Source organism: Corynebacterium sp. NML98-0116 (assembly GCF_001767255.1).
GTDB classification, from domain to species: Bacteria; Actinomycetota; Actinomycetes; order Mycobacteriales; family Mycobacteriaceae; genus Corynebacterium; species Corynebacterium pseudogenitalium.
In genome coordinates, this window is sequence record NZ_CP017639.1 from 272,158 (window position 1) to 298,000 (window position 25,843).

The 25,843-nt window shown below is 62.8% G+C and carries 21 protein-coding genes; 11 read left to right on the top strand and 10 right to left on the bottom strand.

The annotated features are described in order from the left end of the window. Nucleotides 1-15 precede the first annotated feature (15 nt). Both dcd and BJP05_RS01140 read left to right on the top strand, forming a co-directional pair. Nucleotides 16-579: a dCTP deaminase gene (gene dcd, locus BJP05_RS01135; protein ID WP_070361805.1), complete on the top strand. Its 564-nt coding sequence runs from the start codon at nt 16-18 to the stop codon at nt 577-579. Between the two features lie 12 nt (nt 580-591). Next, nucleotides 592-1,860: a UDP-glucose/GDP-mannose dehydrogenase family protein gene (locus tag BJP05_RS01140; protein ID WP_145945223.1), complete on the top strand. Its 1,269-nt coding sequence runs from the start codon at nt 592-594 to the stop codon at nt 1,858-1,860. Here BJP05_RS01140 and BJP05_RS01145 read toward each other — a convergent pair. From BJP05_RS01145 to BJP05_RS01170, 6 genes are all read right to left on the bottom strand, one after another. Then, the gene (locus BJP05_RS01145; RefSeq protein WP_084028530.1) at nt 1,857-3,143 is read right to left on the bottom strand and encodes a pyridoxal phosphate-dependent aminotransferase; all 1,287 of its coding nucleotides are present in this window, start codon (nt 3,141-3,143) and stop codon (nt 1,857-1,859) included. The two genes, BJP05_RS01140 and BJP05_RS01145, sit on opposite strands and share 4 nt — an antisense overlap. Nucleotides 3,144-3,165: 22 nt before the next feature. After that, a complete protein-coding gene (locus BJP05_RS01150; RefSeq protein WP_070363423.1) occupies nt 3,166-3,810 on the bottom strand; it encodes a DUF1707 domain-containing protein in 645 nt (214 codons plus the stop codon). A gap of 144 nt (nt 3,811-3,954) precedes the next feature. Next, nucleotides 3,955-5,178, bottom strand: coding sequence for a Na/Pi symporter (locus tag BJP05_RS01155; RefSeq protein WP_240492779.1), 1,224 nt, complete (start codon nt 5,176-5,178; stop codon nt 3,955-3,957). Nucleotides 5,179-5,308: 130 nt separating this feature from the next. Continuing rightward, nucleotides 5,309-6,019 (bottom strand): hypothetical protein, encoded by a 711-nt coding sequence (locus BJP05_RS01160; protein WP_070361806.1) that lies wholly within the window; start codon nt 6,017-6,019, stop codon nt 5,309-5,311. 10 nt (nt 6,020-6,029) lie between these two features. Beyond that, nucleotides 6,030-7,385 carry an FAD-dependent oxidoreductase gene (locus tag BJP05_RS01165; protein ID WP_070361807.1) on the bottom strand — a complete coding sequence of 452 codons (1,356 nt, stop codon included), beginning with the start codon at nt 7,383-7,385 and terminating at the stop codon, nt 6,030-6,032. A gap of 58 nt (nt 7,386-7,443) precedes the next feature. Next, on the bottom strand, nt 7,444-8,706 hold the full coding sequence (locus BJP05_RS01170; protein ID WP_070479596.1) for an AI-2E family transporter: 1,263 nt from the start codon (nt 8,704-8,706) through the stop codon (nt 7,444-7,446). A 241-nt stretch (nt 8,707-8,947) separates the two neighbouring features. On the opposite strand from BJP05_RS01170, the gene dnaK reads away from it, so the two are divergent. The 6 genes from dnaK (at nt 8,948) to BJP05_RS01200 (ending at nt 15,649) form a co-directional block, all read left to right on the top strand. Continuing rightward, nucleotides 8,948-10,777: a molecular chaperone DnaK gene (dnaK, locus tag BJP05_RS01175; protein ID WP_070361808.1), complete on the top strand. Its 1,830-nt coding sequence runs from the start codon at nt 8,948-8,950 to the stop codon at nt 10,775-10,777. Nucleotides 10,778-10,807: 30 nt separating this feature from the next. Then, nucleotides 10,808-11,389 (top strand): nucleotide exchange factor GrpE, encoded by a 582-nt coding sequence (grpE, locus tag BJP05_RS01180; protein ID WP_070361809.1) that lies wholly within the window; start codon nt 10,808-10,810, stop codon nt 11,387-11,389. A 103-nt stretch (nt 11,390-11,492) separates the two neighbouring features. After that, nucleotides 11,493-12,698, top strand: coding sequence for a molecular chaperone DnaJ (gene dnaJ, locus BJP05_RS01185; RefSeq protein WP_070361810.1), 1,206 nt, complete (start codon nt 11,493-11,495; stop codon nt 12,696-12,698). Nucleotides 12,699-12,700: 2 nt separating this feature from the next. Further along, complete coding sequence (locus BJP05_RS01190) at nt 12,701-13,099, top strand: heat shock protein transcriptional repressor HspR (protein ID WP_070361811.1); 399 nt, start codon at nt 12,701-12,703, stop codon at nt 13,097-13,099. 685 nt (nt 13,100-13,784) lie between these two features. Then, nucleotides 13,785-14,732 carry a type IV toxin-antitoxin system AbiEi family antitoxin domain-containing protein gene (locus tag BJP05_RS01195; protein ID WP_070477003.1) on the top strand — a complete coding sequence of 316 codons (948 nt, stop codon included), beginning with the start codon at nt 13,785-13,787 and terminating at the stop codon, nt 14,730-14,732. Beyond that, nucleotides 14,729-15,649, top strand: coding sequence for a nucleotidyl transferase AbiEii/AbiGii toxin family protein (locus tag BJP05_RS01200; RefSeq protein WP_084028531.1), 921 nt, complete (start codon nt 14,729-14,731; stop codon nt 15,647-15,649). Before BJP05_RS01195 ends, BJP05_RS01200 begins: the two co-directional genes overlap by 4 nt. A gap of 697 nt (nt 15,650-16,346) precedes the next feature. Here the strand turns inward: BJP05_RS01200 and BJP05_RS01205 are convergent. Genes BJP05_RS01205 through BJP05_RS01215 form a run of 3 tightly spaced genes read right to left on the bottom strand, consistent with a single transcriptional unit; the run spans nt 16,347 to nt 19,580 of the window. Beyond that, nucleotides 16,347-18,110, bottom strand: a complete 1,764-nt coding sequence (locus BJP05_RS01205; protein WP_070361814.1) for a pyruvate dehydrogenase — start codon at nt 18,108-18,110, stop codon at nt 16,347-16,349. Between the two features lie 47 nt (nt 18,111-18,157). Then, nucleotides 18,158-19,342, bottom strand: coding sequence for an alpha/beta hydrolase (locus BJP05_RS01210; protein ID WP_070361815.1), 1,185 nt, complete (start codon nt 19,340-19,342; stop codon nt 18,158-18,160). Next, nucleotides 19,335-19,580 carry a hypothetical protein gene (locus BJP05_RS01215; RefSeq protein ID WP_070361816.1) on the bottom strand — a complete coding sequence of 82 codons (246 nt, stop codon included), beginning with the start codon at nt 19,578-19,580 and terminating at the stop codon, nt 19,335-19,337. The genes BJP05_RS01210 and BJP05_RS01215 overlap by 8 nt, the downstream gene beginning before the upstream one ends. 89 nt (nt 19,581-19,669) lie before the next feature. Here BJP05_RS01215 and BJP05_RS01220 point away from each other — a divergent pair, with 89 nt between their 5' ends. Further along, entirely contained in the window at nt 19,670-20,512 is an 843-nt protein-coding gene (locus BJP05_RS01220) for a carbon-nitrogen hydrolase family protein (protein ID WP_070361817.1), read from the top strand. On the opposite strand, the gene BJP05_RS01225 is transcribed toward BJP05_RS01220, so the two are convergent. After that, entirely contained in the window at nt 20,469-21,569 is a 1,101-nt protein-coding gene (locus tag BJP05_RS01225; RefSeq protein WP_070361818.1) for a hypothetical protein, read from the bottom strand. The genes BJP05_RS01220 and BJP05_RS01225 overlap by 44 nt on opposite strands. A 79-nt stretch (nt 21,570-21,648) precedes the next feature. Here BJP05_RS01225 and BJP05_RS01230 point away from each other — a divergent pair, with 79 nt between their 5' ends. Both BJP05_RS01230 and clpB read left to right on the top strand, forming a co-directional pair. Next, complete coding sequence (locus BJP05_RS01230; RefSeq protein WP_070361819.1) at nt 21,649-23,001, top strand: sodium/glutamate symporter; 1,353 nt, start codon at nt 21,649-21,651, stop codon at nt 22,999-23,001. Between the two features lie 265 nt (nt 23,002-23,266). Next, entirely contained in the window at nt 23,267-25,825 is a 2,559-nt protein-coding gene (gene clpB / locus BJP05_RS01235) for an ATP-dependent chaperone ClpB (protein WP_070361820.1), read from the top strand. The last annotated feature ends 18 nt before the right edge of the window (nt 25,826-25,843 follow it).

Genomic DNA, 25,843 nt, shown 5'->3' on the forward strand with positions numbered 1-25,843 from the left:
GCTAGACTTGGCGCCGTGCTTCTTTCAGACCATGACATTCGTGACGCCGTTGATTCGGGACGCCTCGGTATTGCACCGTATGACGCTGCGTTGGTGCAGCCGTCGTCGGTGGATGTGCGTTTGGATCGGTTCTTCCGCGTGTTTAATAACTCGCGCTATACCCATATTGATCCGCGTGAGGAGATGCCGAATCTGACCACGCTGGTGGAGGTCCCTGAGGGTGAGGGGTTTGTGCTGCACCCGGGCGAGTTTGTGTTGGCGTCGACGTTGGAGAAGTTCACGTTGCCGTCGGATTTGGCTGGGCGTCTGGAGGGCAAGAGTTCCCTGGGCAGGCTTGGCCTGTTGACGCACTCGACGGCCGGGTTCATCGATCCGGGTTTTTCGGGCTACATCACGCTTGAGCTGTCGAATGTGGCGAATTTGCCGATTGTGTTGTGGCCCGAGATGAAGGTCGGCCAGTTGGCGTTGTTCGCGATGACGTCGCCGGCGGAGGTGCCGTACGGCAGTGGCGCGTTGGGCTCGAAGTATCAGGGGCAGCGGGGTCCGACGCCGTCGAAGGCGTACTTGAACTTCCGTTAGGGGGCCGTACGCATGCGGTTGTCGGTGGTCGGCGCGGGGTATTTGGGGGCGACGCACGCCGCGTGCATGGCTGAGCTTGGCCACGAGGTCCTGGCGGTGGATACGGACGCGGCGAAGGTTGCGGCGTTGCAGTCGGGGAGGGCGCCGTTTTTCGAGCCCGGCCTCGACACATTGCTGCAGCGCCACACGGCGTCGGGTCGGCTGCGCTTCACCACCGATCTGCGCGAGGTAGCGGGGTTCGCGAGGGTGCATTTTTTGGCCGTCGGCACGCCGCAGGTTTCCGGTGGGCTCGCCGCGGACACTTCATTTCTTGACGACGCCACCTCCCACCTCTCCGCAATCCTTGAGGGGGAGCACCTGGTGGTGGGCAAGTCGACGGTGCCGGTGGGCACTGCGCGCCGCCTGCAGGAGCGCCTCCCGGATGCGGTGGAGGTGGCGTGGAACCCGGAGTTTCTGCGCGAGGGCCACGCGGTGAGCGATACGTTGGCGCCGGACCGGATCGTGGTGGGGCAGCGTCCGGGTGGGCGCGCGGAGCAGGTGCTGCGGGAGGTGTACGCCACTCCTATTGAGCATGGCTCACCAATTGTGGTGACGGATCTTCCCACCGCTGAGCTGGTGAAAGTGGCGGCGAATGCGTTTTTGGCCACGAAGATTTCCTTCATCAACGCGGTCGCGGAGGTGTGCGACGCCGCAGGCGCGGACGTCACCCAGCTTGCGGACGCCATCGGGTTGGACGCGCGCATCGGGCGCCAGTTCCTGAACGCAGGGCTCGGCTTCGGCGGCGGCTGCCTACCGAAGGACGTCCGGGCGTTCATCGCACGCGCCGAGGAGCTCAGCGCCGGGGATTCGGTGCGCTTCCTCCGGGAGGTCGACGCCATCAACCAGGGGCGCCGCGCCCGCATCGTTGACCTGGTGCGACGGGAGCTAGATACGCTGGAGGGGCGCACCATCGCGGTGTTGGGGGCGGCGTTCAAACCGAACTCGGATGACATCCGGGATTCGCCGGCGCTCGACGTCGCGCAGCGCCTCTTCGAGGCCGGTGCTCGCGTGCGCGTCCACGACCCGAAGGCCCTCGACAACGCCCGCGCCGCCTACCCCGACCTTGACTTTCCCGGCACGCTCGCGCAGGCCACCGCTGGCGCGGACCTGTGCATCCTGGCGACCGAGTGGGATGCGTTCCTGCAGCCGCTGGTGGGCGTCGATAAGCGAGTAATTATCGACGCCCGCAACGCCCTCGACCTGCCCACCTGGCAGCAGGCGGGCTGGCGCGTCATCCGCTAGTGCTGGTGGTAATCCGAAAGGAAGTTGCCGAGGCGCTCGATGGCGTTCTCCAGCTGTGACGCCCACGGCAGCGTGACCACGCGGAAGTGGTCCGGGGTGGGGTAGTTGAAGCCGGTGCCCTGCACCATAAGGATCTTCTCGCTCTTGAGCAGGTCCAGCATGAAGCGCTCGTCGTCGTGGATGTGGTACATCTCCGTGTCGATCTTCGGGAAGGCGTACAAGGCGCCCTTCGGCTCCACGACGGAGATGCCCGGGATCTCGCGCAGCTTGCGCACGGCGACGTTGCGCTGCTTGTGCAGTCGTCCGCCGTCCGCGGTGAGCTCGTAAATCGACTGGCGCCCACCCAGGGCCACCTGGATCGCGTGCTGGCCAGGCACGTTCGCGCACAGGCGCGTGCCGGAGAGCAGATCCAAGCCCTCGATGAGGCCCTTCGCCCGGCGGCGTGGCCCCGTGAGCACCATCCAACCGGCGCGGTAGCCGCACACGCGGTACGCCTTCGACAAGCCGTTGAACGTCAGGGTGATCACGTCCGGGGCAACCTCCGCCATGGAGATGTGCTGGGCACCGTCGTAAAGGATGCGGTCGTAGATCTCGTCGGCGAAGATCATCAGCTCGTGCTCGCGGGCAATGTCCGCGATGCCCTCGAGCGTCTCCCGCGAGTACACCGCACCCGTCGGGTTGTTCGGGCTAATCACCACGATCGCCTTGGTCTTGCTGGTCACCTTGGAGCGGATGTCCTCCAGCGAGGGGTTCCAGTCGTCCTCCTCGTCGCACTTGTAGTGCACCACCTTGCCGCCCGCAAGTGTCGACGCCGCCGTCCACAGCGGGTAATCCGGCGTCGGAATGAGGATCTCATCACCCTCGTTGAGGGAAGCCTGCGTGACCATGCTGATCAGCTCAGACACGCCGTTACCCAGGTAGACATCATCGATGTCGAACGCCGGGAAATCCGGAATCATCTCGTAGCGAGTCACAATCGCGCGACGCGCCGAAATAATGCCTTTCGACGTGGTGTAGCCCTGGGACGTCGGCAAATTGGCAATCATGTCGCGCATGATCACATCCGGCGCCTCAAACCCAAACACGGCCGGGTTGCCCGTGTTCAGCTTCAGGATGGTGTGGCCGTCGCGCTCCATCTCCTCCGCGGTCGCGCTCACCGGGCCGCGAATGTCATAAAACACGTTCTTCAGCTTCTCGGCCTGGTCAAAGTGCCGGTGCCGCTTAAAAGGCGTGTGCTGCGGGGTTGTTTGTTCTGGTGCTTCTGATTGCTTCTTGTTGGCCATGTGCCAATACTAGCGCCCGAACCTAACCACGTTTGTTGAACCGCTGCATCGTCTGCTGCGCGATATTCAACGCATCGTTCTTGAGTTGGTCCATCTGCTGGCGCTGCTGCTGCTTCCGCATCGCGATCTCCGCCGCCTGATGCGACTGCAACTCCAACTGCTGTATCTTGACCGCCTGGCGCTGCGCCCGCTGAATCTGCCGAACCGACGGCGAGTACCAGCTATCCGGCCCCACCTTCATCACATACAGCAGGATGAACACGGTCGGGATGATCAGCAGCGACAGTGTAGCTAGGGCGTCCGCCCCCATCTCTGCAAAGACGCCGATGAATGCGAGGCTGGCGATCGTCGACAAGCCCAGCAGGCCTCCGCGCACATTGCGTCCGCGCTTGCGGGCCAGCTCAATGTCCTCGCCCGTGTACACCGGCGACTGTTGCGACTGCTGGGCAGGCACCTGGCACTGGCCCGGCTTCTGCGGCAGGTCCTGGAACAACGCCATCAAATCCGGCGAGTACTCCGCTTTCGCGACAGCCGCACACCGCCTATCGAACTCGTCCATGGTCAGGCGCCCCTCACCGAACGCCACCGACAACGCCGTCACCGCGTCATTGCGGTCGGTATCGCCGATGCGGTAGTTGAATTGGAAATTCGGATTCGGTTGAGGCATGGTCATAGCTCCTAAGCATACTTGGCTGGTGCGGACTGTCCTAGAACTGCAAAGTGTAGTAACAGGAATGTAGTAATCCGCTTTTTTGGGGCAATTTCGGGGATTACTACATTCCTGTTACTACACTTTGGGTTTTGTCAGCCCCTAGGACACCAAGTTGGTGATGAAGATCGCCAGCAGTGGCAGCGCGAAGAACACGCTGCCGACCCAGATAAAGATGTACACCTTGTTCTTATCGGCGAGGCCGGCGAGCCACTCGGCACCCTTCGGAGGAAGTGCGCGCAGGAAGGGCACCGACATGATGATGATCGCTGCGAAGGTGTTGAAGAGGGTGTGTACCAGGGCGGTCTGCATGGCGACCTCGGCAACCTCGGGCGGCGCGGAAAACGCCGCGATCAACCCGGTCACCGTGGTACCGATGTTGGCGCCGACCACGAACGGGAACAGGTCTCGCATGTGGAACTTGCCCGACGCCGCCAGCGGCACCGTCAGCGACGTGGTGGTGGAGGAGGACTGTACCGCCGTGGTGATGACGGCGCCGGAAAGCACACCGGAGAGGGTGCCCTTGCCGAGTGCCGCGTGCAGGAACTCCTGCGCCCGGCCGACCAGCAGCGTGCCGAGCATGTTGCCGATGAACCCGATGACCACCATGATCAGGGCGATGCCGCCAATCGAGAGGATGATGCCGCCCCACACGTGGCTCAGCGGGCTGACGGCGGTTTCGGCGAGGGAGACGAGTGGTTCGGTGATGGCGTCGACAAAGTCGCCGATGCCGCTGAAGATCGTGTTGAGGATGCCGCCGGAACCACCGCTGGTGTAGTGCGCGATCGCGCCCGAGGTCTTTTGCAGGAAGCCGGTGGCGAGCTCGAGCGGCATGAAGATGGCCAGGGCGATCAGGTTGAAGAAGTCGTGCACAGTGGCCATCGCGAAGGCGCGGCGGAACTGCTCCTTGTTGCCCGAAAGACCGAGCGCGACGAGGGTTGCGGTGACGGTGGTGCCCAGGTTGGCGCCGAAGAGCATCGGGATGGCGATTTCGATGGGCAGGCCACCCGCAACCATGCCGACGGTAATCGATGTGGTGGTGGAGGAGGACTGCATGATCGCCGTGGCGAGGATACCGATGCCCAGGCCCACGAACGGGTTCTGTGCAAACGAGAAGAGTTCCTCGGCGCGGTCACCGGCGGCCATCTGGAAGCCGGCGCCGATCATGCTCACCGCGTTGAGCAGCAGCCACACCGCGACGACGACGGACATCCAGTCCACGAAGGTCTTGAAGGGGCCACCGAACGGCAGGAAACCCAGTGGGTCTTTCTTACCTGCGTCTGCTCCGTCGGGGTGGTGCGTGAACGTCGTTGTCGCGGTGTCCATGCTCATATGATGAAGCGCTTCCTGTCGTCGAAAAAACTCTCGCCAAAAAGGGCCCAAGGTGTGGGCCAACGTATCACCATAATGTGCGCACGTGCACGGCCGGTAACACCAAAGTGAACTTTAGGCGAACTTATCGCAGCTGCCGCGCGTACCAGCCCGGGATCGAGTTTGACGACGTCGTGGGCTGGTCAAGGTCCATAGAAACAGGAGATAGCAGTTCGGGTCCGAAGTACAGCTCCGGGTAGGAGCCGGTCATCCAGTACTTCTTGTCTTTCCATACCCCGCCGGAGGTGACGGCGACGAAGCCGCGGCCCGGGATCCAGATGGGGCCGCCGGAGTCACCGTGGCGAGGCCCGGCGATGGAGGTTGCCACCATGTTGCCGCGCACCCCAGTGACGTGCCCGCAGAACTCGCGGCGCGTGGTGGCGCCGTAGGAGCAGACGCGCTCGCCCGGGCGCACCGCGTTGGGGTGGACCTTCGCGTTGCCAGAGAACCGGTTGGCGCCGGCGGTAGCGCCGGAGAGGGTGACGTAGGCGAAGTCGTTGGGGCCGTCGGCGGAAACGAGCCAGCCGGGGAAGGAGATCACCGTGCCGATGCGCCGGCCGCTGCCGTCAAGCACCTGCTGGAACGGGAACTTCACGCAGTGACGCGCGATGGCGATCTGGTTGCGCGCATGGTCCACGTAGCCGACGGTGCAGATACCGTAGGCCAGCCCCATGTCGAGGCGGACGCGGTCGCCCTGGTTCACCACCGGCCGCGCGTCGGCAGCGGGGGCGAGCAGGGAAGCGGCGGTGGCGACGCCCACGCATGCAACGGCGATCTTCTTCAAAAACTGGCGCATAGCCAGCAGCTTACTGCTTGTGGTGGGCGTAGGAGACCATTTCGTCCCACTCGACGATCTTCTTGCGCTCGCGGCTGTGGGTGGCGCACTCCTCGCCGAGCTTGCGCTCTGCTTCATCCAGGCGGTACCAGCCGTCCCAGGTGGTGTAGTCGATGCTGCGCTCGTCGAGAAGTCCGAGGATGGCGTCCGGGTCCTCGTGGACCGGGGCAGTGAGCTTGCCGGCGTCAGCGTCGGCGATGAGCATGTCGGTCGTTTCCTTCGCGTCCGACTTCGTGTTGCCGATTAGGCCGACCGGGCCACGCTTGATCCAGCCGGTGACGTAGAGGGAGTCCTCGAAGCCGTCCTCGCCGAGGACGTGGCCACCGTCGTTCGGGATGACGTGGCGCTCAAGGTCGAACGGGACGCCCTCGACGGGTTCGGAGCGGTAGCCGATGGCGTGGTAGACTTGCTGGACTGGCCAGTCGGTGAACTTGCCGGTGCCGCGCAGCCCGCCTTCGCCGTCGAACTCGGTGCGCTCGGTGCGGATACCAACGATGGCGTCGCCCTCGGTGAGCACCTCAACAGGGGACTCGAAGAAGTGAATGTGGATCTTGTGCGGGGCGTCGTCCGGCTCGCGCATCGCGTACTGCTCCAGGACCTGGCAGTTCAGGTCGATGGACTTGTCGGCGCGGCGCAGTTCCTCGGAGGGACCGTCGTAATCAATGTCTTCAGGGTCGACGAGCACCTGGATGGTGTCGGACTCGTCGAGCTCGCGTAGCTCCTTCGGCGTGAACTTCGCCTGCGCCGGCCCGCGGCGGCCGAACATGTGGATGACCTCGGCCTTGTTGTTCTTCAGGGACTCGTAGACGTTGTCCGGGATCTCAGTGACCAGCAGTTCGTCGCCGGTCTTCGCCAGGATTCGGGAGATATCCAGCGCCACATTGCCGACGCCCACCACCGCGACCTCGCGCGCCTCCAGGTTCCAGGAGCGCTCGAAGCGCGGGTTGCCATCGTAGAAGCCGACAAACTCGCCGGCGCCGATCGACTTGTCGCCACCTGGGACGAGGAACTCACGGTCGCGGACAGCGCCGGCGGAGATGATGATGGCGTCGTAGTACTCGCGCAGCTCATCAATGGTGATGTCGCGGCCGACGGTGATGTTGCCCAGGAAGCGCAGGTTCGGCTTGTCCATCACGTTGTGCAGCGACTTGACGATGCCCTTGATGCGCGGGTGGTCCGGGGCGACACCGTAGCGGATGAGGCCGAACGGCGCAGGCATCTGCTCAAACAGGTCGACGTGGATCTCGTGCTCCTGATTGCGGATGAGCAGATCGGATGCGTAGATACCGGCTGGCCCGGCACCTACGACAGCGACGCGCAGACTCATAGAAATATGTCCTTTCGGTTTTTGAGGCTAGTTATCTTAACAATATAGCGCTACGTGCTTAGTTCTTGGAGCGCCTGCCCATTTGTGCCATGTGTTCGCGCACGGCGTTGAAGGCCTCCTTGGAGTCCAACGTCTGGCTCTGTTGGGTGGCCATTTGGACCTCGTCGGGGGTGACTTCGCCAGTTCGGAGCGAGACCATCTCTGCCCAGTAGCGGAACCAGACAGCGAGGACCGCGGCGACCGGCACCGCGAGGAACGCGCCGACGATGCCGAACAGCGTGCCGCCGAGCGCCACGGAGAGCAGCACGATCGCTGCGTGCAGGCCCATTGCCTGGGACTGCAGGATCGGCTGGAGGATGTTGCTCTCCAGCTGCTGCACCACGATGATGAGCACGAGCACCAGGATGGCGTTGGTCAGGCCGTTGGAGACCAGCGCGATGATCACCGCCAACGCGCCCGCCGTGACCGCACCGATGATGGGGACGAAGCCCGCGAAGAACGTGATCACTGCCAGGACCGGCCACAGTGGCACGCCGAGTAGGAGCAGGCCGAGGCCGATGAAGATGGCGTCGACAGCCGAGACGACCGCCTGCGTGCGGATGAAGCCGGACAGCGTGTTCCAGGAACGCATGCAGACCTCGGTGAGGTGCCAACCGGCGCGCACGCCGACGTAACCCTTGAGCCACGGCAGGAACTTTGAGCCGTCCTTCAGGAAGAAGAAGGTGAGGATCAGGGTCAGCGCCAAGGTGGTGCCGACGGACGCGATCGCCCCGAGGCCTGAGAACACACCAGACGCGATGTTGGAGGCCTGGCCTCGCAGGACGTTCGTGACCTGGTCGATGACCTCTTGAACCTTGGTTGGATCGATGAGCTCGTTATCGACGTTGTCGCGCAGCCAGTGCGTGATCTGGTCAATACCCTGCTGCGCCTGGTCGACGAGCTGGGTGCCCTGGGTGCGAACGGTCGGGGCCATCGCGGCGAAAATGCCGCCGATGATGGCGAACGCCCCCACGAGCACGCCGGCCGCAGCGAGCGCAGGCGGCGCTTTCTTCTTGCGCAGCCAGTCCACTGGCGGCCACAGCACCGTGCACACGATGAGCGCTAGGAAGATCGGCAGCAGTCCCATCCAGACGTACTTCAGCAGGTACAGCAGGATGGCGGTGGCGGCGACGATGATGATGAATCTCGCCGCCCAAGCTGCCGCGGTGCGCCCGTCGGAGGCGATGACCGTGCTGCGGTCAACATTTTCTGAGGAAAGCTCCTGCGCGGCGTCGGCCGCGGTGGGCTGTGTTTCCTCCTGTGGTTCAACTTCGTTGTTCATACCAAGACATTGTGCCAGACCTCTCCGACATAACTTATTTACACCCCCTGGACTGCAAGATTAGGAAAAGTTGAGTCGAGTGGGAATAACTTTCTGGATTGCATGTTGTAAGGATTGAGCGTGACAAGCTCAAGGTTGGCGGAACTTCTGCTACAGTGGTTCCCGTCAAGTTGAGTCGAGGCGATTCAACTTCGGATTAACTTCAGAAATGACTTCGACAAACACAGGAGGAAATGTAGAAATGGGACGCGCAGTAGGTATTGACCTTGGTACGACAAACTCGGTTGTCTCTGTCCTTGAAGGCGGAGAGCCGGTAGTTATCGCGAACGCTGAGGGTTCGCGCACCACCCCGTCTGTCGTCGCGTTTGCGAAGAACGGCGAGGTGCTGGTTGGCCAGTCCGCGAAGAACCAGGCGGTCACCAACGTTGACCGCACGATCCGCTCCGTTAAGCGTCACATGGGCGAAGACTGGACGGTCGAGATTGATGACAAGAAGTACACCCCGCAGGAGATTTCCGCACGTACGCTGCAGAAGCTGAAGAGGGACGCAGAGGCATACCTCGGCGAGGAGGTTACCGACGCCGTCATTACCGTCCCTGCCTACTTCGAGGACGCACAGCGTCAGGCTACGAAGGAAGCCGGCCAGATCGCAGGTCTGAACGTCCTGCGTATCGTCAACGAGCCGACGGCAGCTGCACTGGCATACGGCCTGGAGAAGGCTGACAAGGAGCAGACCATCCTGGTCTTCGACCTTGGTGGCGGTACCTTCGACGTCTCCCTGCTGGAGATCGGCGACGGCGTCGTAGAGGTCCTGGCAACCGCGGGTGACAACGAGCTCGGTGGCGACGACTGGGACAACCGCGTGGTTGAGTGGCTCGTCGATAAGTTCAAGTCTGCACAGGGCGTCGACCTGTCCAAGGACAAGATGGCGATGCAGCGCCTGCGTGAGGCCGCTGAGAAGGCAAAGATCGAGCTGTCTTCCTCCCATCAGGCATCCATCAACCTGCCATACATCACGGTTGATGCCGAGAAGAACCCACTGTTCCTCGACGAGACGCTGACGCGCACCGAGTTCCAGAAGATCACCTCTGACCTGCTGGACCGCACCAAGGCGCCGTTCAACCAGGTCATCAAGGACGCTGGACTCTCCGTCGGCGAGATTGACCACGTTGTGCTGGTCGGTGGTTCCACTCGTATGCCGGCCGTGACCGACATGGTCAAGGAGCTCACCGGCGGCAAGGAGCCGAACAAGTCCGTGAACCCGGACGAGGTCGTGGCACTCGGTGCGGCGCTGCAGGCAGGTGTCCTGCGTGGCGACGTCAAGGACGTCCTGCTTCTCGACGTCACCCCGCTCTCCCTCGGCATCGAGACCAAGGGCGGCGTGATGACCAAGCTCATCGAGCGCAACACCACCATCCCGACGAAGCGTTCCGAGACCTTCACCACGGCTGAAGACAACCAGCCAAGCGTGCAGATCCAGGTCTTCCAGGGCGAGCGCGAGATGGCTTCCGCGAACAAGCTGCTCGGCTCCTTCGAGCTGGCTGGCATCGCACCGGCACCGCGCGGTGTTCCGCAGATTGAGGTCACCTTCGACATCGACGCCAACGGCATCGTGTCCGTCTCCGCAAAGGACAAGGCGACCGGCAAGGAAAACACGATCAAGATCCAGGACGGCTCCGGCCTGTCCCAGGAGGAGATCGACCGCATGATCAAGGACGCCGAGGCACACGCCGACGAGGACAAGAAGCGTCGCGAGGAGCAGGAAACCCGCAACGGTGCAGAGTCCGCCGCCTACCAGACGCGCAAGTTCATGGAGGACAACGCCGACAAGCTGCCGGAGGACCTCAAGACCCGCGTCACCGAGGCAGCCGACGCCGTCGACGAAGCACTCAAGGGAGATGACCTTGAAGCGGTGAAGTCGGCCGTCGAGAAGCTGAACACTGAGTCGCAGGAGCTGGGCAAGGTGCTCTACGAGGCACAGGCCAACGAGGGCGCGACCCAGGCCGAGGCAGCCGACGACAACGTCGTCGACGCCGAGGTTGTCGACGAAGACACCGACGAAACCAAGTAGACACCAGCAACACTGCAGAAGGAGGTCACCATGACGAACCCGAACACTCCGGAACCGGAGCAGGTTGAAGACCTGATCGAAGAAGCTGAGGCCGTAGCCGCAGAGGCTGCCGAAGCCGAGGCTGAGGTCGACGCCGACGCTGCACCGGAAACGGATGAGGGCGAGCAGGATGACGTCGAAAAGCAGCTTGCTGAACGGACCGAAGACCTGCAACGTGTGAGCGCCGAGTACGCAAACTACCGGCGCCGCACAGAGCGGGAACGCGCGGCCATCGCCGAGCACGCGAAAGCAGCCTTCGCTACCGAACTGCTCCCGCTACTCGACGACCTCGACCTCGCCGAACAACACGGAGACTTGAACGAAGGCCCACTGAAAGCCTTCGCCGACAAACTCCGCGGCGTGGCCACCGCGCAACGCGTCCAAGCCTTCGGCGCAGAAGGCGACGCCTTTGACCCCGAAACCCACGAGGCAGTCCAAGACCTGTCCTCCGGCGACGACAAAGTCATCGGCACCGTACTGCGCAAGGGCTACCGCGTAGGCGACCGACTCGTGCGAAACGCAATGGTCATCATCGCCGACCCTGCGAAAGAGCCTGCTGAAGACAACGAGTAACAACAAAACCCAGGGCCGGGGCGTGAGGTGCGCGAAAAGCGGCCTTCACGCCCCGGTTTTGTACTTGAAATAACAAAATTCATCCGAGAAAGGAGGGTGCGAGATGGCTATGCAACAAGAGTGGGCCAACAAGGACTACTACGGCGACCTCGGCGTCTCCAAAGACGCGTCCACAGCTGACATTAAGAAGGCATACCGCAAGCTCGCACGCGAAAACCACCCCGACTCCAACCCCGGCAACAAAGCCGCCGAGGAGAAGTTTAAGAAGGTGGCAGAAGCGTACGACGTCGTCGGCGACGAAGAAAAACGCAAAGAATACGACCAGTTCAAAGCGATGATGAGCTCCGGCGGCTTCGGCGGCCGATTCGGAGGGGCAGGAGGTCCCGGCTTTCCGGGAGGGTTTCGCCAAACGGGGCAGAGCGACTTCAACTTCTCCGACCTCTCCGACATCTTCGGAGGAGCCGGGGGTGCTGGACAAGCTGGAGAAGGCGGCCTTGGTGATCTCTTCGGTGGCCTCTTTAACCGCGGCGGCGCTGCTGGCAGGAACGCTCGGCCGTCGCGGGGGGCGGACGTCGAGACGGAAATAACGCTCGACTTCCGCGAAGCCGCCAAAGGCACCACCTTCCCCGTCGAACTCACCGGCGACGCCCCATGCACCACATGCCACGGCTCCGGATCCAAATCCGGCCACGTCGAACAGTGCGAACAGTGCCACGGCTCCGGCTACGTCCGCGAGAACTCCGGCGCCTTCGGCATGGCCCGCCCATGCACCAACTGCGGCGGCACCGGCGACGTCATCAAGGACCCGTGCACCACGTGCCACGGCACCGGCACCGTCCGGCGCTCCCGCACGATCACGGTGCGCATCCCCGCCGGCGTCGTCGACGGCCAAAAAGTGCGCCTCGCCGGACAGGGCGAAGCAGGACCCAACGGCAAACCAGCCGGCGACCTCTTCGTCACCGTCCACGTCCGCCCCGACAAAGTATTCACCCGCACCGGCGACGACCTCGAAGTCACCGTCCCCGTCTCCTTCAGCGAACTCGCCCTCGGCGGCACCATCACCGTGCCCACCCTGGACAAACACGTCCGCGTGAAGGTTCCCGCAGGCACCCCCAACGGGCGCACCCTGCGAGTCAAGGCGCGCGGCGTGCCACGCAAATCCGGCAACGCCGGCGACCTGCTGGTCACCGTCGAAGTCGCAGTGCCCAAGGACTTGGACGCAGCCGCCACCAGCGCACTGCGCGCTTACCAACAAGCCGAACGCGACTCAGGCTTCGACCCGCGCGCCGGGTGGGCAGGAGGCGCATAACCATGGCTGAGGAGTACTACGTCATCTCCGTCGCCGCCGAACTCACCGGCATGCACGCCCAAACCCTGCGCACCTACGACCGCATCGGCCTGGTCACACCGATGCGGACCAGCGGCGGCGGACGCCGCTACTCCCGACGCGACATCTCCATGCTGCGCCGGATCCAACAACTCTCCCAGGAAGACGGCGTCAACCTCGCCGGCATCAAAACCATCATCGAGCTCACCGAACACATCGACGAGCTCCAAGAGGAACTGGCGGCCAAACGCGAAGAAAACGCGCAACTGCGACAACGCCTGGAATCACGCCCGCGCGGCGGGGAGCTCGTTCACGTCCCACGCTCAACCGCGCTGGTGACGTGGGAGCCATCCTCCGCCAGGTCGCGTCGCCGGGCGCGGTAATAGTGGAAAGCCTCTGCTTCGCTTTGATGCTTGGCGGGGGCTGTTTTCTTTTGTTTGGGGGTTCTTGGGAGCTGGTGCGTGCTGTGTTTTGCCCTCGCTGCGCTCGTGTCGAGGTGTTTAAGGAGTGCGATGCTGGTCGTCGAAAATCGGCCCGGTTGGGTGAGAAAGCGCGACCTGCATCGCACGCTTTAAAGCCCACGCTTTGAGTGGTTTGAGGGTGACAGGCAGGGGTGGATGCGCACCAAATTCCTACATCGGGTTTGTCCGACCCGGGTTTTTGTAAATCCGCTCGCTGAAAACCCGGAATCTGGTGCGAAGAAGCAGTGGTCGTGGGAACTTTCTTCGTAGACAGAGGACGCGACCTGGGGAAACGCAAGTGCTGGTCGACGGGAACAGGCCTGAAACGCCAAATGGTTCCCGGGCGCGGGAACTATTTCAAGGATGCTGATTGATTGGCAGTCCCAGTTGAGTCGTGGATAGGCGGGTCGCCTCGTGGGGGCGTCGTGCTCAAGAAGTGAGGACACTGAGGGGTTGTTGAAGTGCTTGATCTGATGAATGTGTAGCGCAAGCCTGGGATGGAGAGGGTCTGGTCTTCATATCGCTGAATGTCCGTAAATGTTATGTTTGCTACATCTTTACTGTAGTAAACATAGCTTCCTAGTGTTGTATTTGATATGTTTGCTACATGAAGCTTTCTGAAGCTCAGACTATCTTGGCAGCGTATTCCTATCTGCAACATGGATTGGTTACCTCTGCCCAAGCGGCAAGGGAGGGGATTGATACCACGACGATGACACGATTGGCGCAGGGGGATTACATACGTCGTATCCGTCGAGGTGTGTACATCCTTTCTAGTGTGGCGGAAGATTCACTGACGGAGATCCGGGCGGCATGGTTGTCGACCAGGCCGGGGATTCTCGCTGAGGAACGTCTCCATGCAGAAAACCCGATCGTTGTCTCCCATGTCTCGGCTGCCAGCGTGCTTGAATTGGGTGATATCACCCCGGCAACGCATACTTTTACGTCCTCGAAACGGAAGCAATCATCCGCGACTGACATGTCTCATCGCACTGCTGATCTTCAGGATGAGGACTGGATGATAGTTCGTGGCCTTCCAGTGACGACCGTGGCGCGTACGATCCGCGACCTGGCGAAAGATCGCCTTGATGGGGACCAGCTTTACCACGTAATTGCGGACGGAATTCACGAACGGCGTCTTAGCCCCTCGGAGGTTGCGCGGGTAGTTGATCCCTATGCTGGTTCCTACGGCAGTAGCTCGGGCGATGAGATGGTGGCGGAATCTTTGCGACGCTTCCCTGAGCATGACAGCGCAACAGAAGCTAGGGCCTACAGTAGGAAATCGACCCCTGATGGTTGGGCCAACATGATGGAGGACGTTGGAGAAGCAGTAGCGTCAGCACTGATGCGCCAACTGTCGGATGAGTTGTTATCGAGAAAGCATACGACCCCTGGGCAGGAAGCGACGTTGATGCAGGGCGCGTCGCAGCAAACCCTCCGTTCGAAAGACTGGAAACTAGATCACGCCACGTTGGAAGCGATCCAGGCTCCAGTGAATGCTTTGTTTAAGAAACATCACCCTGCGTCAGACTCTGCTGATGGTGGTGAATCATGAGTGCGGTATCACCAGTCAGCCGTATTGTTCGCAAGCGGACGCAACTCTTGGCGAAGCTTCGTAACGAAGCCCGCCGACAGTCAGTGACAGTGGAGAATATCCAACACCAGTTCGCTTTCGATATGTTCCTGACCCGATTATTTGCTCATGATGACTGTGTGTGGGTCCTCAAAGGAGGGACGAGCCTTCTCTTACGGATCGGGTCTGGTCGACGCAGTCGCGACATCGACTTAGCGCGCCGGGAGCAAGTCCCTCCTGCAGAAGCGCTCCGAGAGCTGCAGGTGCTAGTTGATGAGCCTGGCCCGACAGATCCCGATTTCACTTTCGAGTTACAAGAGCCGGCAAGGGATAATCAGGACCCGATGGACCGGACCAGAGGATCATTCAAAGTCATTCTCAGGATCGGGGCGCAGCAGGTCGTATCCTTCAGCGTGGATATATCTACGCAGCAGCATCTCGACGCCCCGATTGACTCTGTGACGATCAATCCGGTCATTGAGTACGAGGGGCTTCCATCCGGTGCAGTTATCCGAATGGTTCCGGTTGAAAACGTTGCTGCCGACAAACTATGCGCCTGCTACGAATTGCACGGGGCAGAACCATCAACGCGGTACCACGATCTCATCGACTTGGTCCGGATTGTGACCAGCCAATCCATCGATGCGAAGCTCTTGCAAACACTCATGACAAAGGAAGCCACCCACCGCGGTCTTGATCTTCCAAAGGAGATGATTAGTCCTGGTCCGCAGTGGTCCCAGGCCTATCCGAAGCAGGCGCGGCAAGCAGCTGATTTCCCTGCGGAGTATCACGATCTTGCAACCGCACTTGGCGTCGTCGGAGGGTGCTTAAACCCGCTTCTTAGTGCGTCAATCGTGGCCGGGGTATGGAATCCGCAGAAGCAGACATGGGAATCCTGACAACATATAGGTCGCTGGTGCAGACCTCTCACTTACCCCACTCGCGCGCCTGAGTCACCTGTTCGCCGTCGGGGAGCTGGCTTTCGCGATCCCATTGGCCTGGTGTTCGCAGATGATTGCCCGCTCGAGTTTTACCACGTTACCGAGAAGGCCGAGCATGGTTTTGTATTTGGAGCCGAATCCCACGATTGGGTTGGTCCCGCTTTGATAAATCTCATCGGGCTTCTGCATTCGGCGAGATCTACGACTATGCGGTGTAAGTGCTTGTGCACCTCGTGGCCGAGTGGCGTTGGAGTTCGGTCGGGCTGCGGGATTTTGCTTGCAGTGCTCGTGTCGAGGTGTTTAAGGAGTGCGATGCTGGTCGCCGGAAATCGGCCCGGTTGAGTGAGAGAGCGCGACCTGCATCGCACGCTTTGAATCCCACGCTTTGAGTGGTTTGAGGGCGCCAGGCAGGGGAGGGTGCGCACCAAATTCCTACATCGGGTTTGTCCGACCTGGGTTTTTGTAAATCCGCTCGCTGAAAACCCGGAATCTGGTGTGAAGAAGCAGTGGTCGTGGGAACTTGCTTCGTGGACAGACGACGCGACCTGGGGAAACGCAAGTGCTGGTCGACGCGGGCGAGGCCGGCAACCCCCAAAACGCAAAGTGGCCCCGGACAAAAGCCCGAGGCCACAAAGCCGCAAAACCTAGCGCATCATTACTTGAACGTGATCGACGCTGCGCCGCCGATGTGGCGGAGGTTGGAGCGTGCCAGGTCGATCATGCGGCCGACGCCACCGTCGAGGACGGTCTTGGTTGCGGCGGCGGTGAAGCCCTTCATCATGTCCCAGGTGATGTTTGGTGGCATGGACAGGGCGTCCGGGTCGGTGACGATGTCGACGAGGACGGGGCCGTCGTAGGCGAGGGCCTCCTTGAGCTTCGGGCGCAGGTCGGCGGGGTCTTCGATGCGGAAGGACTTGATGCCGACGCCTTCGGCGATGTTGGCGTAGTTGACGCCGTCGTGGTCGGTTTCGTGCTCGGGGAAGCCTTGGACGAGCATTTCGAGTTTGACCATGCCGAGTGAGGAGTTATTGAACACGATGGTCTTCACTGGCAGGTTGTGCAGCTTGACGGTGAGCAGTTCGCCGAGCAGCATGCCGAGGCCGCCGTCACCGGACCAGGAGATGACCTGGCGGTCGGGGAATGCGGCTTGGACGCCGATGGCCTGCGGGAGGGCGTTGGCCATGGTGCCGTGCAGGAAGGACGCGGACTCGTCGCGCTTGCCGTTGGGGGTGAGGTAGCGGGAGGACCACACGTTGCACATGCCGGTGTCGACGGTGAAGTAGGCGTCTTCGTCGGCGAGTTCGTCGAGGACGGAGGCGGCGAGCTCTGGGTGGATTGGGGTGCGGGCTTCGCGGGCTTCCGTCGTGTACTTGCCGACGACCGACTCTAGTAGCTCAGCGTGACGCTTCAGCATTGCGTCCAGGAAGGAGCGGTCCTTCTTCTCCTCGATGTGCGGGAGGATGTTTTCGATGACGCTCTTGACGTCGCCGATGACGGGGTAGTGCACCTTGGTGCGGCGGCCGATGTGGGCGCCGTCGATGTCGATCTGGGCGACGTTCTTGCTGGGCAGCCAGTCGGTGTATGGGAAGTCGGTGCCGACCATGATGAAGAGGTCTGCCTTGTCGGAGGCTTCGTGGCAGGCGCCGTAGCCGAGGAGGCCGGACATGCCGACGTCGTAGGGGTTGTCGTACTCGATGTACATCTTGCCGCGGAAGGAGTGGCCGACTGGTGCCTTGATTTTTTCGGCGAGTGCGAAGACTTCGTCGCGGGCGTCCTTGGCGCCGTAGCCGCAGAAGAGTGTGACGGTGTCTGCCTCGTTGATGGCTTCGACCAGGCGGGCGGCTTCGGCCGGGTCTGGGTAGACGCGCTTGTTGCCGCCGGTGGCGTAGTTGCCGGACAGGGTTGGGGCGTCGGCAGTGACTTCTTGTGCGAAGACGTCACCTGGGACGACGACGACCGATACGCCGTTGCCGGACATGGTGTTCTGGATGGCGTTGTGGACGACGCGCATGCCCTGGTCGGCGGAGTTTGCCATCTCGCAGTAGGAGGAGCACTCCTGGAAGAGCATTTCTGGGTGGGTTTCCTGGAAGAAGGATGACCCGATGTGGAAGGACGGGATGTGTGAGGCAATCGCGAGGACCTTTGCGCCGTTGCGGTGCGCTTCGAAGAGTCCTTGGACGAAGTGGGTGTTGCCTGGGCCGCAGGATGCGCCGCACACTGCGAGTTCGTCGGTTGCGAGTGCGTCGGAGCCGGCGGCGAATGCGGCGGCTTCTTCGTTGCGGACGTGGACCCATTCGATGCCTTGGGTGCGGACGGCGTCGGAAAGCGGGTTGAGGGAGTCACCGACGAGGCCGTAGATGCGCTTGACGCCGAGCTCCTTCAGCTTGGCAACGAATGCCGAGGCGAAGTTCTGAGCCATTCCTAAAATCTCCTTTTATTTGAAGAATAAATTAACCGCTTATCATGTTACCTTTGTTCCTCCTGGAACTCGAAAGATTGTGTGAGATCTGACACAAAGGCCTCGTCTGTGAAGTAGGCGCTATGACCGCCCGTCACCCCAGGTAGGACGCGCGCGCCGTAGGCGGGATCAGTTGGCGACGCCCCCAGCACCGCCTGCGGACCGGACCTGGTCCACAGGATCGGATCGTCGGGAGAATCCACGGCGACCACGCGGGAATCTGGCCCGGCGAGCTGTAGGTCGCTCACGTGGCTACCGGCGACGCCGGCGCTGCCGACGAGCCAGAGCTGGTCGGTAAGCAGGCCGTGGTGGACGGCGGCCTCGGTGGCTACTCGTGTGCCATAACTGTGGGCGAGGACCACCCGGTGGGCGTTGGGGAAGCGGTCGGTGAGCGCGAGTTGGAAGGCGGAGAGGTCGTCGGCGCCGCGGCGCGCCGGGCCGGGGTCCAGCCCGTTGACCACGTTGGGTGGCGGGTCGTAGCCCTGCCAGAGGATAACGGTCGCGCCGGTGCGCTCGGCGAGGAACTGCGCACGGGCAAGCTCACCGCCCAAACCCTCGGGCCGGCCGGTGGACACGCCGGCGACCATCGTGATCACACGCGCCGGGTCCACGACGTCACCGACCGCCAGCGTCGCCGACACGGGCCCGGCTTCTAGTACGGTCGCGCCCGCGGACTCAACGAGCTCGCGGCGCGCCGGGTCGAGCGCGGCCAGGTTTGTCCGGTGTACCTGACCAAGGTCTACGCCGTGGCGCGCGATGAGCGGCACGTGCCCGCGCGCCGCCTCCAGGTCACGCTCGCGCGCCTTGCAGAGGGCCTCGAGATCGGCGGCGCACAACGTGTCGAAGGTCCGCGAGACCCCGTTCAACACCTGCACGGCCAGCGCGTAGACGGGGCTGTCGCGCAGGGAACGCGCCATCGCGTCGAGGCGCGCCTGCCAGGTGGCGTAGCGGCGCAGTACTTTGGCGGCCTGGGTGAGGTCGTCGGCGGGGTGGGCGAAGGTGGCGTCGACACGCTGGAGGCGCTGCAGGGCAGCGGCAGGTGCGGACCCGCGAAAACCTTCCCCTACCAGGTCGGACCTGGCAACGTGGCACGTCTGGGAACGCGCGCGGAACTCGGCGACGGCGCCATCGATCACGCCCGCGGCGACCATCAGCTGCCCGGCGTCTAGGGCAGGGCGGTACGCATCAGACATGGCGCAACGCCTCCGCGAGGCGGGTGTCGCAGTGGATGCAGTCGTCCGCAAATGAGGCGATGGATTCTAAATGTGCGTTGAGGGCGGTGGTGGAGGCGTCGAAAAGCGATTGGGCGCGATCCTCCAGCGAGTGCAACGCGGCGGCGCTGGCGCTGTCGCGCAGCTCAGCGCGGGGGAGCGACGTGCGGGCGACGCGGTGGGAGCGGGCGAGGGACGGGATAGTCGTTGAGAGATGCATGCACCCATCCTCGAAAACCCGCCGAAGCAGGGCAAGGAAAAACCCTGAAACCCTGTGGATAAAATTTCAGATTCGCTAAAGTTATCCACATGCGTATCGCATTGGCACAATTCACCAGCGGACCTGATAAAATGCACAACCTTTCGCGCATAGAACCCCAGGTCAGGGAGGCCGCGCGCCGGGGCGCGACGCTCATCGTGTTGCCGGAGGCGGCCTCGCACGCGTTCGGGGCCGGCCGCCTCGACTACCAGGCCGAGAATACCGACGGGCCGTTCACGCAGGGGCTGTTTTCGCTGGCCAAGGAGCTGGGCATGACCATCGTCGCGGGCTCGTTCCGCCCGGCGGACACCGTCGGCAGCATCAACCGCGTCTACAACACCACCCTGATCCTCGACGGCCACAGTGACACCCCACGCATCCTCACCTATGACAAGGTGCACCTTTACGACGCCCACAGCTACCACGAGTCCCGCACCGTCAAGGCCGGCGACACCCTGCTCACGTTCCAGCACGGCGACGCCACCATCGGCGTGGCCACCTGCTTCGACATCCGATTCCCGGAGCAGTTCAAGGAGCTGGCGGCGATGGGGGCGCACGTCATCGTGGTGCCCACGAGCTGGGCGGACGGCCCAGGCAAGCTTGAGGAGTGGCGCTTATTGACGCGCGCCCGCGCCCTCGACGCGGGCGTATTCATCGCGGCGGCCGGGCAGTCCCGCCCGAACCACGAGACCGAGGCCGGCGAGAGGTCCGGCCCGACCGGCATCGGGTTCTCCACTGTTGTGGCGCCGGACGGGCACCGGATTGTGGAGGCCGACTACGGCCCCGAGCTCCTCGACGCCGACATCGACATCGCGCAGGTCGCCGCCGTGCAGGAGGACGTCCCGCTGATTAGGCTTTCGGAAACTGGACCGCTGCGTCAGTCGCGCATGTAAGGACCCGGTCAGCCCCCGCAGCTTCGAGTGCCTCGCGGTACTCCGCAACCTCGGCGCCCTTGCCACACAGCACGATCTGGTGGTCCCACCACGTGCCCGGCGCCGACACGAACGCCGGCCCCGGCACCCAAATGGCCTTCGCGGAACTCTCGCCAAACTCGCCCGGGGTCGGCGCGACGCGCGTAACCTGCAGCCAAACTTGAGAATCGGCGAGCGAGTTGATGGTGCGGGTGTCGTAAAAATCGTCCACGTCCTCCCCGCATAGCACCAGGTGAACCTCGGGGCGGATGCGTTCCTCGATGAGCCCGAACACCACCGACTTCGCAGCCGCCCAACCGGTCCCCACCGCCACGAGCAGCATCTTCGGCCGGTTCGCCCGCACCGCAGGGCCTCGCGCGGCCCCCAACGTCAGGTAGTCGCCGACCTCCACATCCGGCCCGTCGAGGTGGAACTCCAGTTGCCCAAAGCGGTTCGGCGGCACCGCCGGAGCCAACGCCCACCACACGCCCTGGTTGCCCGCTCGCATCACCGGCAGCGCCTGCCCCGCCGCATAGCCCACCGCCGCGGAAGCCTCCGCCCGCACGACCCACGCCGACCCGTCCTGCGCAACCTGCGTCACCTGCGCCACCGACGCCGCGGCCACCCCGGCCTCGTCAGCCTCCCGCGACACCCGCTCCATCTCCCGCGCCGCACGCACCAACACCTGCGTATCGACGCCCACAACCCCACCAACGATCTCCGCCACCGCCGGAAACTCCGACGCCGGAAACCCAGTGCGCCGCAGATCCAACGCCCACTCGCGCAGCGGGATAAGGGTTGCCTCAGGGATTGCTGCCCCCGCCGACTCGGACTCCTGGGTGGCGGCGAGGGTGAACGAAGTGGCGTCGACAAGTACTTGGGGCACCTCCGTAGCACCTTCCGGAAAGACCATCGCTGCCTGCGGATACTGCTCCACAATCCGCCCAAACAGGGTGGCGCGCACCTCGGAATCCTGCTCCGCGAGCACTTGCAATGCGGCCGCATTCGGGCCATCCGCGACGGGGGCAAACTTTCTCATAGGGCCAGGGTACTGTTTCTCAGCCTCGGTGAGGTGGACTAGTGTGAGCAGGGAAACAATTAGAGAGAAAGGTGCCGCAGTGGACTACACGCCGTACACACTTCTGACGGATATCGGATGGATCTCCATCCTGCTCATCATCGGAAACGTGCTCCGAAACCGACTGAAAGTGTTACAGGCGCTGCTCCTGCCGGCACCGATCACCGCCGGACTGCTCGGGCTCATCCTCGGGCAAGAAGTCCTCGGCGTGATTCACTGGTCCGACCAAGTCGGCACCTACACAACGCTGCTCATCGCCGTCGTGTTCGCCTCCATGGCCTACTCCATGAACCTCGGCGGCTCCGTCGCCTCAGGCGCCCGCAACATGTGGGGCTACTCGACGGCCATGTTCATGGGCCAGTGGGGCATCTTCATCCTCCTGGGGCTGTACTTCTTCGCGCCATTCTTCGGCACCGAACCATGGTTCGGCATGATGCTCCCGGTCGGCTTCGTCGGCGGCTTCGGCACCGCCGCCGCCGTCGGCTCCGCACTTGAGGACATCGGCATCGCCGAAGCGTCCTCCATCGGATTTACCTCCGCCACCGTGGGAACCCTCGTCGCTATCGTTGGTGGCGTCATCGTTGCAAACTGGGGTATCCGGAAAGGCAAGGCAACCGAACTCCGTGGCACCCTCCCCGAAGACCTGCGCACCGGCTACATCGCCGCTGAGTCCGAGCGCCCCTCCATCGGACGCGCAACCACAAACCCATCCTCCATCGAACCGCTGGCACTCCACGCCGGATTCATCCTCATCACCGTGCTGATCGCCTACACCGTCAACACCTGGATCAAGAGCATGTGGAGCAACGTCTCCATCCCACTGTTCGCCATGGCCTTCGTCATCGGCCTTATCGGCCGCGGCCTGCTCGTCGCCTTCAAACGGCCCAACTACCTCGATCGCGAAACCATCTCCACCGTCTCCGGCGCCGCCACCGACTTCATGATCGCCTTCGGCATCGCCTCCATCGTCCCCGCAGCACTCGCCGGGTACTGGCAGGCCCTGCTCATCATGTTCGTGCTCGGCACCGTCTTCTGCGTCGTATGGATGGCCTGGGCCGGCCCGCTCTTCTTCGGCGAAAACTGGCTCGAGCGCGGCATCTTCGGCTGGGGCTGGGCAACCGCCGCCGTCGCGACCGGTGTCGCCCTGCTCAAGATGGTCGACCCCAAACTGAAGTCCGGCACTCTCAACGAATACGGTGTGGCCTACGTGGGCTTCGCCCCATTCGAGATCGGCATGACCATCCTCGCCCCAATTGCGATTATCGCCGGGTTCACCACCGTGTTCGGCTGGGTGTCGTTCCTGATCGCCGTTGCGGTGGTGGTCGTGGCGTTCGCGCTGAAGTGGGTGCCCGCCAAGAAACACGGCTCAGGGGCCGTGGCTGCCCAGGAATAGGGCCGGCATTTTCCTAGATGGTAGTAACAGGAATGTAGTAATCCGCTTTTTGGGGCCATTTTCGGGGATTACTACAATCCTGTTACTACCATTTGCGTTTTGACGTGGGGTTTCAGAGCGTTTCCAAGGGCTCGCCGAGCCCCAAAATCTGCAACGCCACCCCCGAAAACGCCCCACATCCAACCTTGAGTGGAACAGACTCAACTTCTCGTGCGTTAGGGAGAGTGAACAACAAAACAAAACGCAAAGAGAAAGGAAAACGGACATGTCTTCGTTTAACCCAACTACGAAAACGCAGGAGGCGTTGCAGCAGGCGCTGCAGCAGGCGTCGGCGAAGGGCAACCCGGATATTCGCCCGGCGCATTTACTTGAGGCGATCCTGAAGCAGGAGGACGGCATCGCGGCGCCGGTGCTGCAGGCGACGGGTGTGGACCCGCAGACGGTCGCGAAGGAGGCGGCTGAGCTGGTCAACTCCTACCCGAAGGCGGAGGGCCAGAATATGGCGAATCCGAACTTTAACCGTGACGGCCTGAATGCGTTGAACGCGGCGCAGGAGTTGGCGGGCGAACTCGGCGACGAGTTCGTCTCTACTGAGGTGCTGCTGGCGGGTATCGCGCGCGGGAATGATGACGCGGCGGAGCTGCTGAAGAAGCGCGGCGCTACGTTTGAGGCGATTAAGGCGGCGTTCCAGTCGGTGCGCGGCAATAAGAAGGTCACGACTGAGTCGCCGGAGGATCAGTTCCAGGCGCTGGAGAAGTATTCGACGGACCTGACGGCGCGTGCGCGTGAGGGCAAGATTGACCCGGTCATCGGCCGCGATTCGGAGATTCGACGTGTAGTGCAGGTGCTTTCCCGTCGTACGAAGAATAATCCGGTGTTGATTGGTGAGCCGGGCGTCGGTAAGACGGCGATTGTCGAGGGCTTGGCACGGCGCATCGTGGCGGGCGACGTTCCTGAGTCGCTGAAGGGCAAGACGCTGATTTCGCTGGACCTCGGGTCGATGGTCGCGGGCGCGAAGTACCGCGGCGAGTTCGAGGAGCGTCTGAAGGCGGTGTTGGACGAGATTAAGGAGTCCGACGGGCAGATCATCACGTTTATTGACGAGCTCCACACTATCGTCGGCGCTGGTGCCACGGGCGAGGGCGCGATGGACGCGGGCAACATGATTAAGCCGATGTTGGCGCGCGGCGAGCTGCGGCTGGTTGGTGCGACGACGTTGGATGAGTACCGCCAGTTCATCGAGAAGGATGCGGCGTTGGAGCGTCGTTTCCAGCAGGTGTACGTGGGCGAGCCGACTGTGGAGGACACGATCGGTATTCTGCGTGGCCTGAAGGAGCGCTACGAGGTGCACCACGGCGTGCGGATTCAGGATTCGGCGTTGGTGGCGGCTGCGGAGCTGTCGAACCGTTACATCACGAACCGGTTCTTGCCGGATAAGGCGATTGACCTGGTCGATGAGGCGGGGTCGCGTCTGCGGATGGAGATTGATTCTTCGCCGCAGGAGATTGATGAGCTGGAGCGTATCGTGCGCAGGCTTGAGATCGAGGAGATCGCGCTGCAGAAGGAGTCCGACGAGGCTTCGAAGGAGCGTCTGACGGATTTGCGTCAGGAGTTGGCGGATCAGCGTGAGAAGCTCGGTGAGCTGAAGGCGCGTTGGTCGAATGAGAAGGCGGAGATTGATAAGGTGCAGGCTGCGAAGGAGGAGCTGGAGCAGCTGCGTAACGAGTCGGAGATCGCGGAGCGCGAGGGCGATTACGCGAAGGTCTCGGAGCTGCGTTACGGCCGCATTCCGGAGCTGGAGCAGCAGGTCAAGGATGCTGAGGAGGCGGCGGGGGCGTCGTCAAGGACGATGCTCACGGAGGAGGTTTCTCCTGAGGTGATTGCTGAGGTGGTGTCGGCGTGGACGGGGATCCCTGCGGGCAAGATGATGCAGGGTGAGACCGAGAAGCTGCTGGACATGGAGGCAATCCTGGCTGGTCGCGTTGTGGGCCAGAAGGAAGCTGTCGTGGCCGTGTCGGATGCGGTGCGGCGTTCGCGTGCGGGCGTTGCGGATCCGAATCGTCCGATTGGTTCCTTCCTGTTCTTGGGCCCGACTGGTGTGGGTAAGACGGAGCTTGCGAAGGCGTTGTCGGAGTTCCTCTTCGATGATGAGGCGGCGATGGTGCGCATCGATATGTCGGAGTACGGTGAGAAGCATTCGGTCGCGCGTTTGGTTGGTGCCCCTCCGGGGTACGTCGGCTATGACGCTGGCGGTCAGCTGACTGAGGCTGTGCGTCGTCGCCCGTACTCGCTGGTGCTGTTCGACGAGGTTGAGAAAGCGCACCAGGATGTATTCGACGTGTTACTGCAGGTCCTCGACGAGGGTCGCCTCACGGACGGCCAGGGTCGCACGGTGGATTTCCGCAACACGGTGATCATCCTGACGTCGAACTTGGGCGCGGGCGGTGACCGCGAGCAGATCATGAACGCGGTGAAGGCGCACTTCAAGCCGGAGTTCATCAACCGTCTCGATGATGTGGTGGTGTTCGAGCCGCTGACGAAGGAGCAGCTGGTGGGCATCGTCGATATTCAGCTGGGCACGCTCGCCGATCGCCTTGCTTCTCGACGCCTCCAGCTCCGCGTTTCGGCCGCCGCGAAGGCGTGGCTCGCGGACCGCGGCTACGACCCGGCCTACGGCGCGCGTCCGCTGCGTCGTGTGATCCAGCAGGCGATCGGTGACCGGTTGGCGAAGGAGCTGCTGGCCGGCGCGATCCGTGATGGTGATGTGGTGCAGGTTGATGTCGCGGAAGGCGGCGAGGAGTTGGCGGTGTCGGCAGCGAAGTAGCGTTCGGGCTACACTGCT

What these genes read in the sequence shown, in the direction of transcription:
- BJP05_RS01140 (WP_145945223.1), top strand. Translation starts at nt 592, where the DNA reads ATGCGGTTGTCGGTGGTCGGCGCGGGGTATTTGGGGGCGACGCACGCC.
- BJP05_RS01145 (WP_084028530.1), bottom strand. Translation starts at nt 3,143, where the DNA reads ATGGCCAACAAGAAGCAATCAGAAGCACCAGAACAAACAACCCCGCAG.
- BJP05_RS01150 (WP_070363423.1), bottom strand. Translation starts at nt 3,810, where the DNA reads ATGCCTCAACCGAATCCGAATTTCCAATTCAACTACCGCATCGGCGAT.
- BJP05_RS01155 (WP_240492779.1), bottom strand. Translation starts at nt 5,178, where the DNA reads ATGGACACCGCGACAACGACGTTCACGCACCACCCCGACGGAGCAGAC.
- BJP05_RS01160 (WP_070361806.1), bottom strand. Translation starts at nt 6,019, where the DNA reads ATGCGCCAGTTTTTGAAGAAGATCGCCGTTGCATGCGTGGGCGTCGCC.
- BJP05_RS01165 (WP_070361807.1), bottom strand. Translation starts at nt 7,385, where the DNA reads ATGAGTCTGCGCGTCGCTGTCGTAGGTGCCGGGCCAGCCGGTATCTAC.
- BJP05_RS01170 (WP_070479596.1), bottom strand. Translation starts at nt 8,706, where the DNA reads ATGAACAACGAAGTTGAACCACAGGAGGAAACACAGCCCACCGCGGCC.
- dnaK (WP_070361808.1), top strand. Translation starts at nt 8,948, where the DNA reads ATGGGACGCGCAGTAGGTATTGACCTTGGTACGACAAACTCGGTTGTC.
- grpE (WP_070361809.1), top strand. Translation starts at nt 10,808, where the DNA reads ATGACGAACCCGAACACTCCGGAACCGGAGCAGGTTGAAGACCTGATC.
- dnaJ (WP_070361810.1), top strand. Translation starts at nt 11,493, where the DNA reads ATGGCTATGCAACAAGAGTGGGCCAACAAGGACTACTACGGCGACCTC.
- BJP05_RS01190 (WP_070361811.1), top strand. Translation starts at nt 12,701, where the DNA reads ATGGCTGAGGAGTACTACGTCATCTCCGTCGCCGCCGAACTCACCGGC.
- BJP05_RS01195 (WP_070477003.1), top strand. Translation starts at nt 13,785, where the DNA reads ATGAAGCTTTCTGAAGCTCAGACTATCTTGGCAGCGTATTCCTATCTG.
- BJP05_RS01200 (WP_084028531.1), top strand. Translation starts at nt 14,729, where the DNA reads ATGAGTGCGGTATCACCAGTCAGCCGTATTGTTCGCAAGCGGACGCAA.
- BJP05_RS01205 (WP_070361814.1), bottom strand. Translation starts at nt 18,110, where the DNA reads ATGGCTCAGAACTTCGCCTCGGCATTCGTTGCCAAGCTGAAGGAGCTC.
- BJP05_RS01210 (WP_070361815.1), bottom strand. Translation starts at nt 19,342, where the DNA reads ATGTCTGATGCGTACCGCCCTGCCCTAGACGCCGGGCAGCTGATGGTC.
- BJP05_RS01215 (WP_070361816.1), bottom strand. Translation starts at nt 19,580, where the DNA reads ATGCATCTCTCAACGACTATCCCGTCCCTCGCCCGCTCCCACCGCGTC.
- BJP05_RS01220 (WP_070361817.1), top strand. Translation starts at nt 19,670, where the DNA reads ATGCGTATCGCATTGGCACAATTCACCAGCGGACCTGATAAAATGCAC.
- BJP05_RS01225 (WP_070361818.1), bottom strand. Translation starts at nt 21,569, where the DNA reads ATGAGAAAGTTTGCCCCCGTCGCGGATGGCCCGAATGCGGCCGCATTG.
- clpB (WP_070361820.1), top strand. Translation starts at nt 23,267, where the DNA reads ATGTCTTCGTTTAACCCAACTACGAAAACGCAGGAGGCGTTGCAGCAG.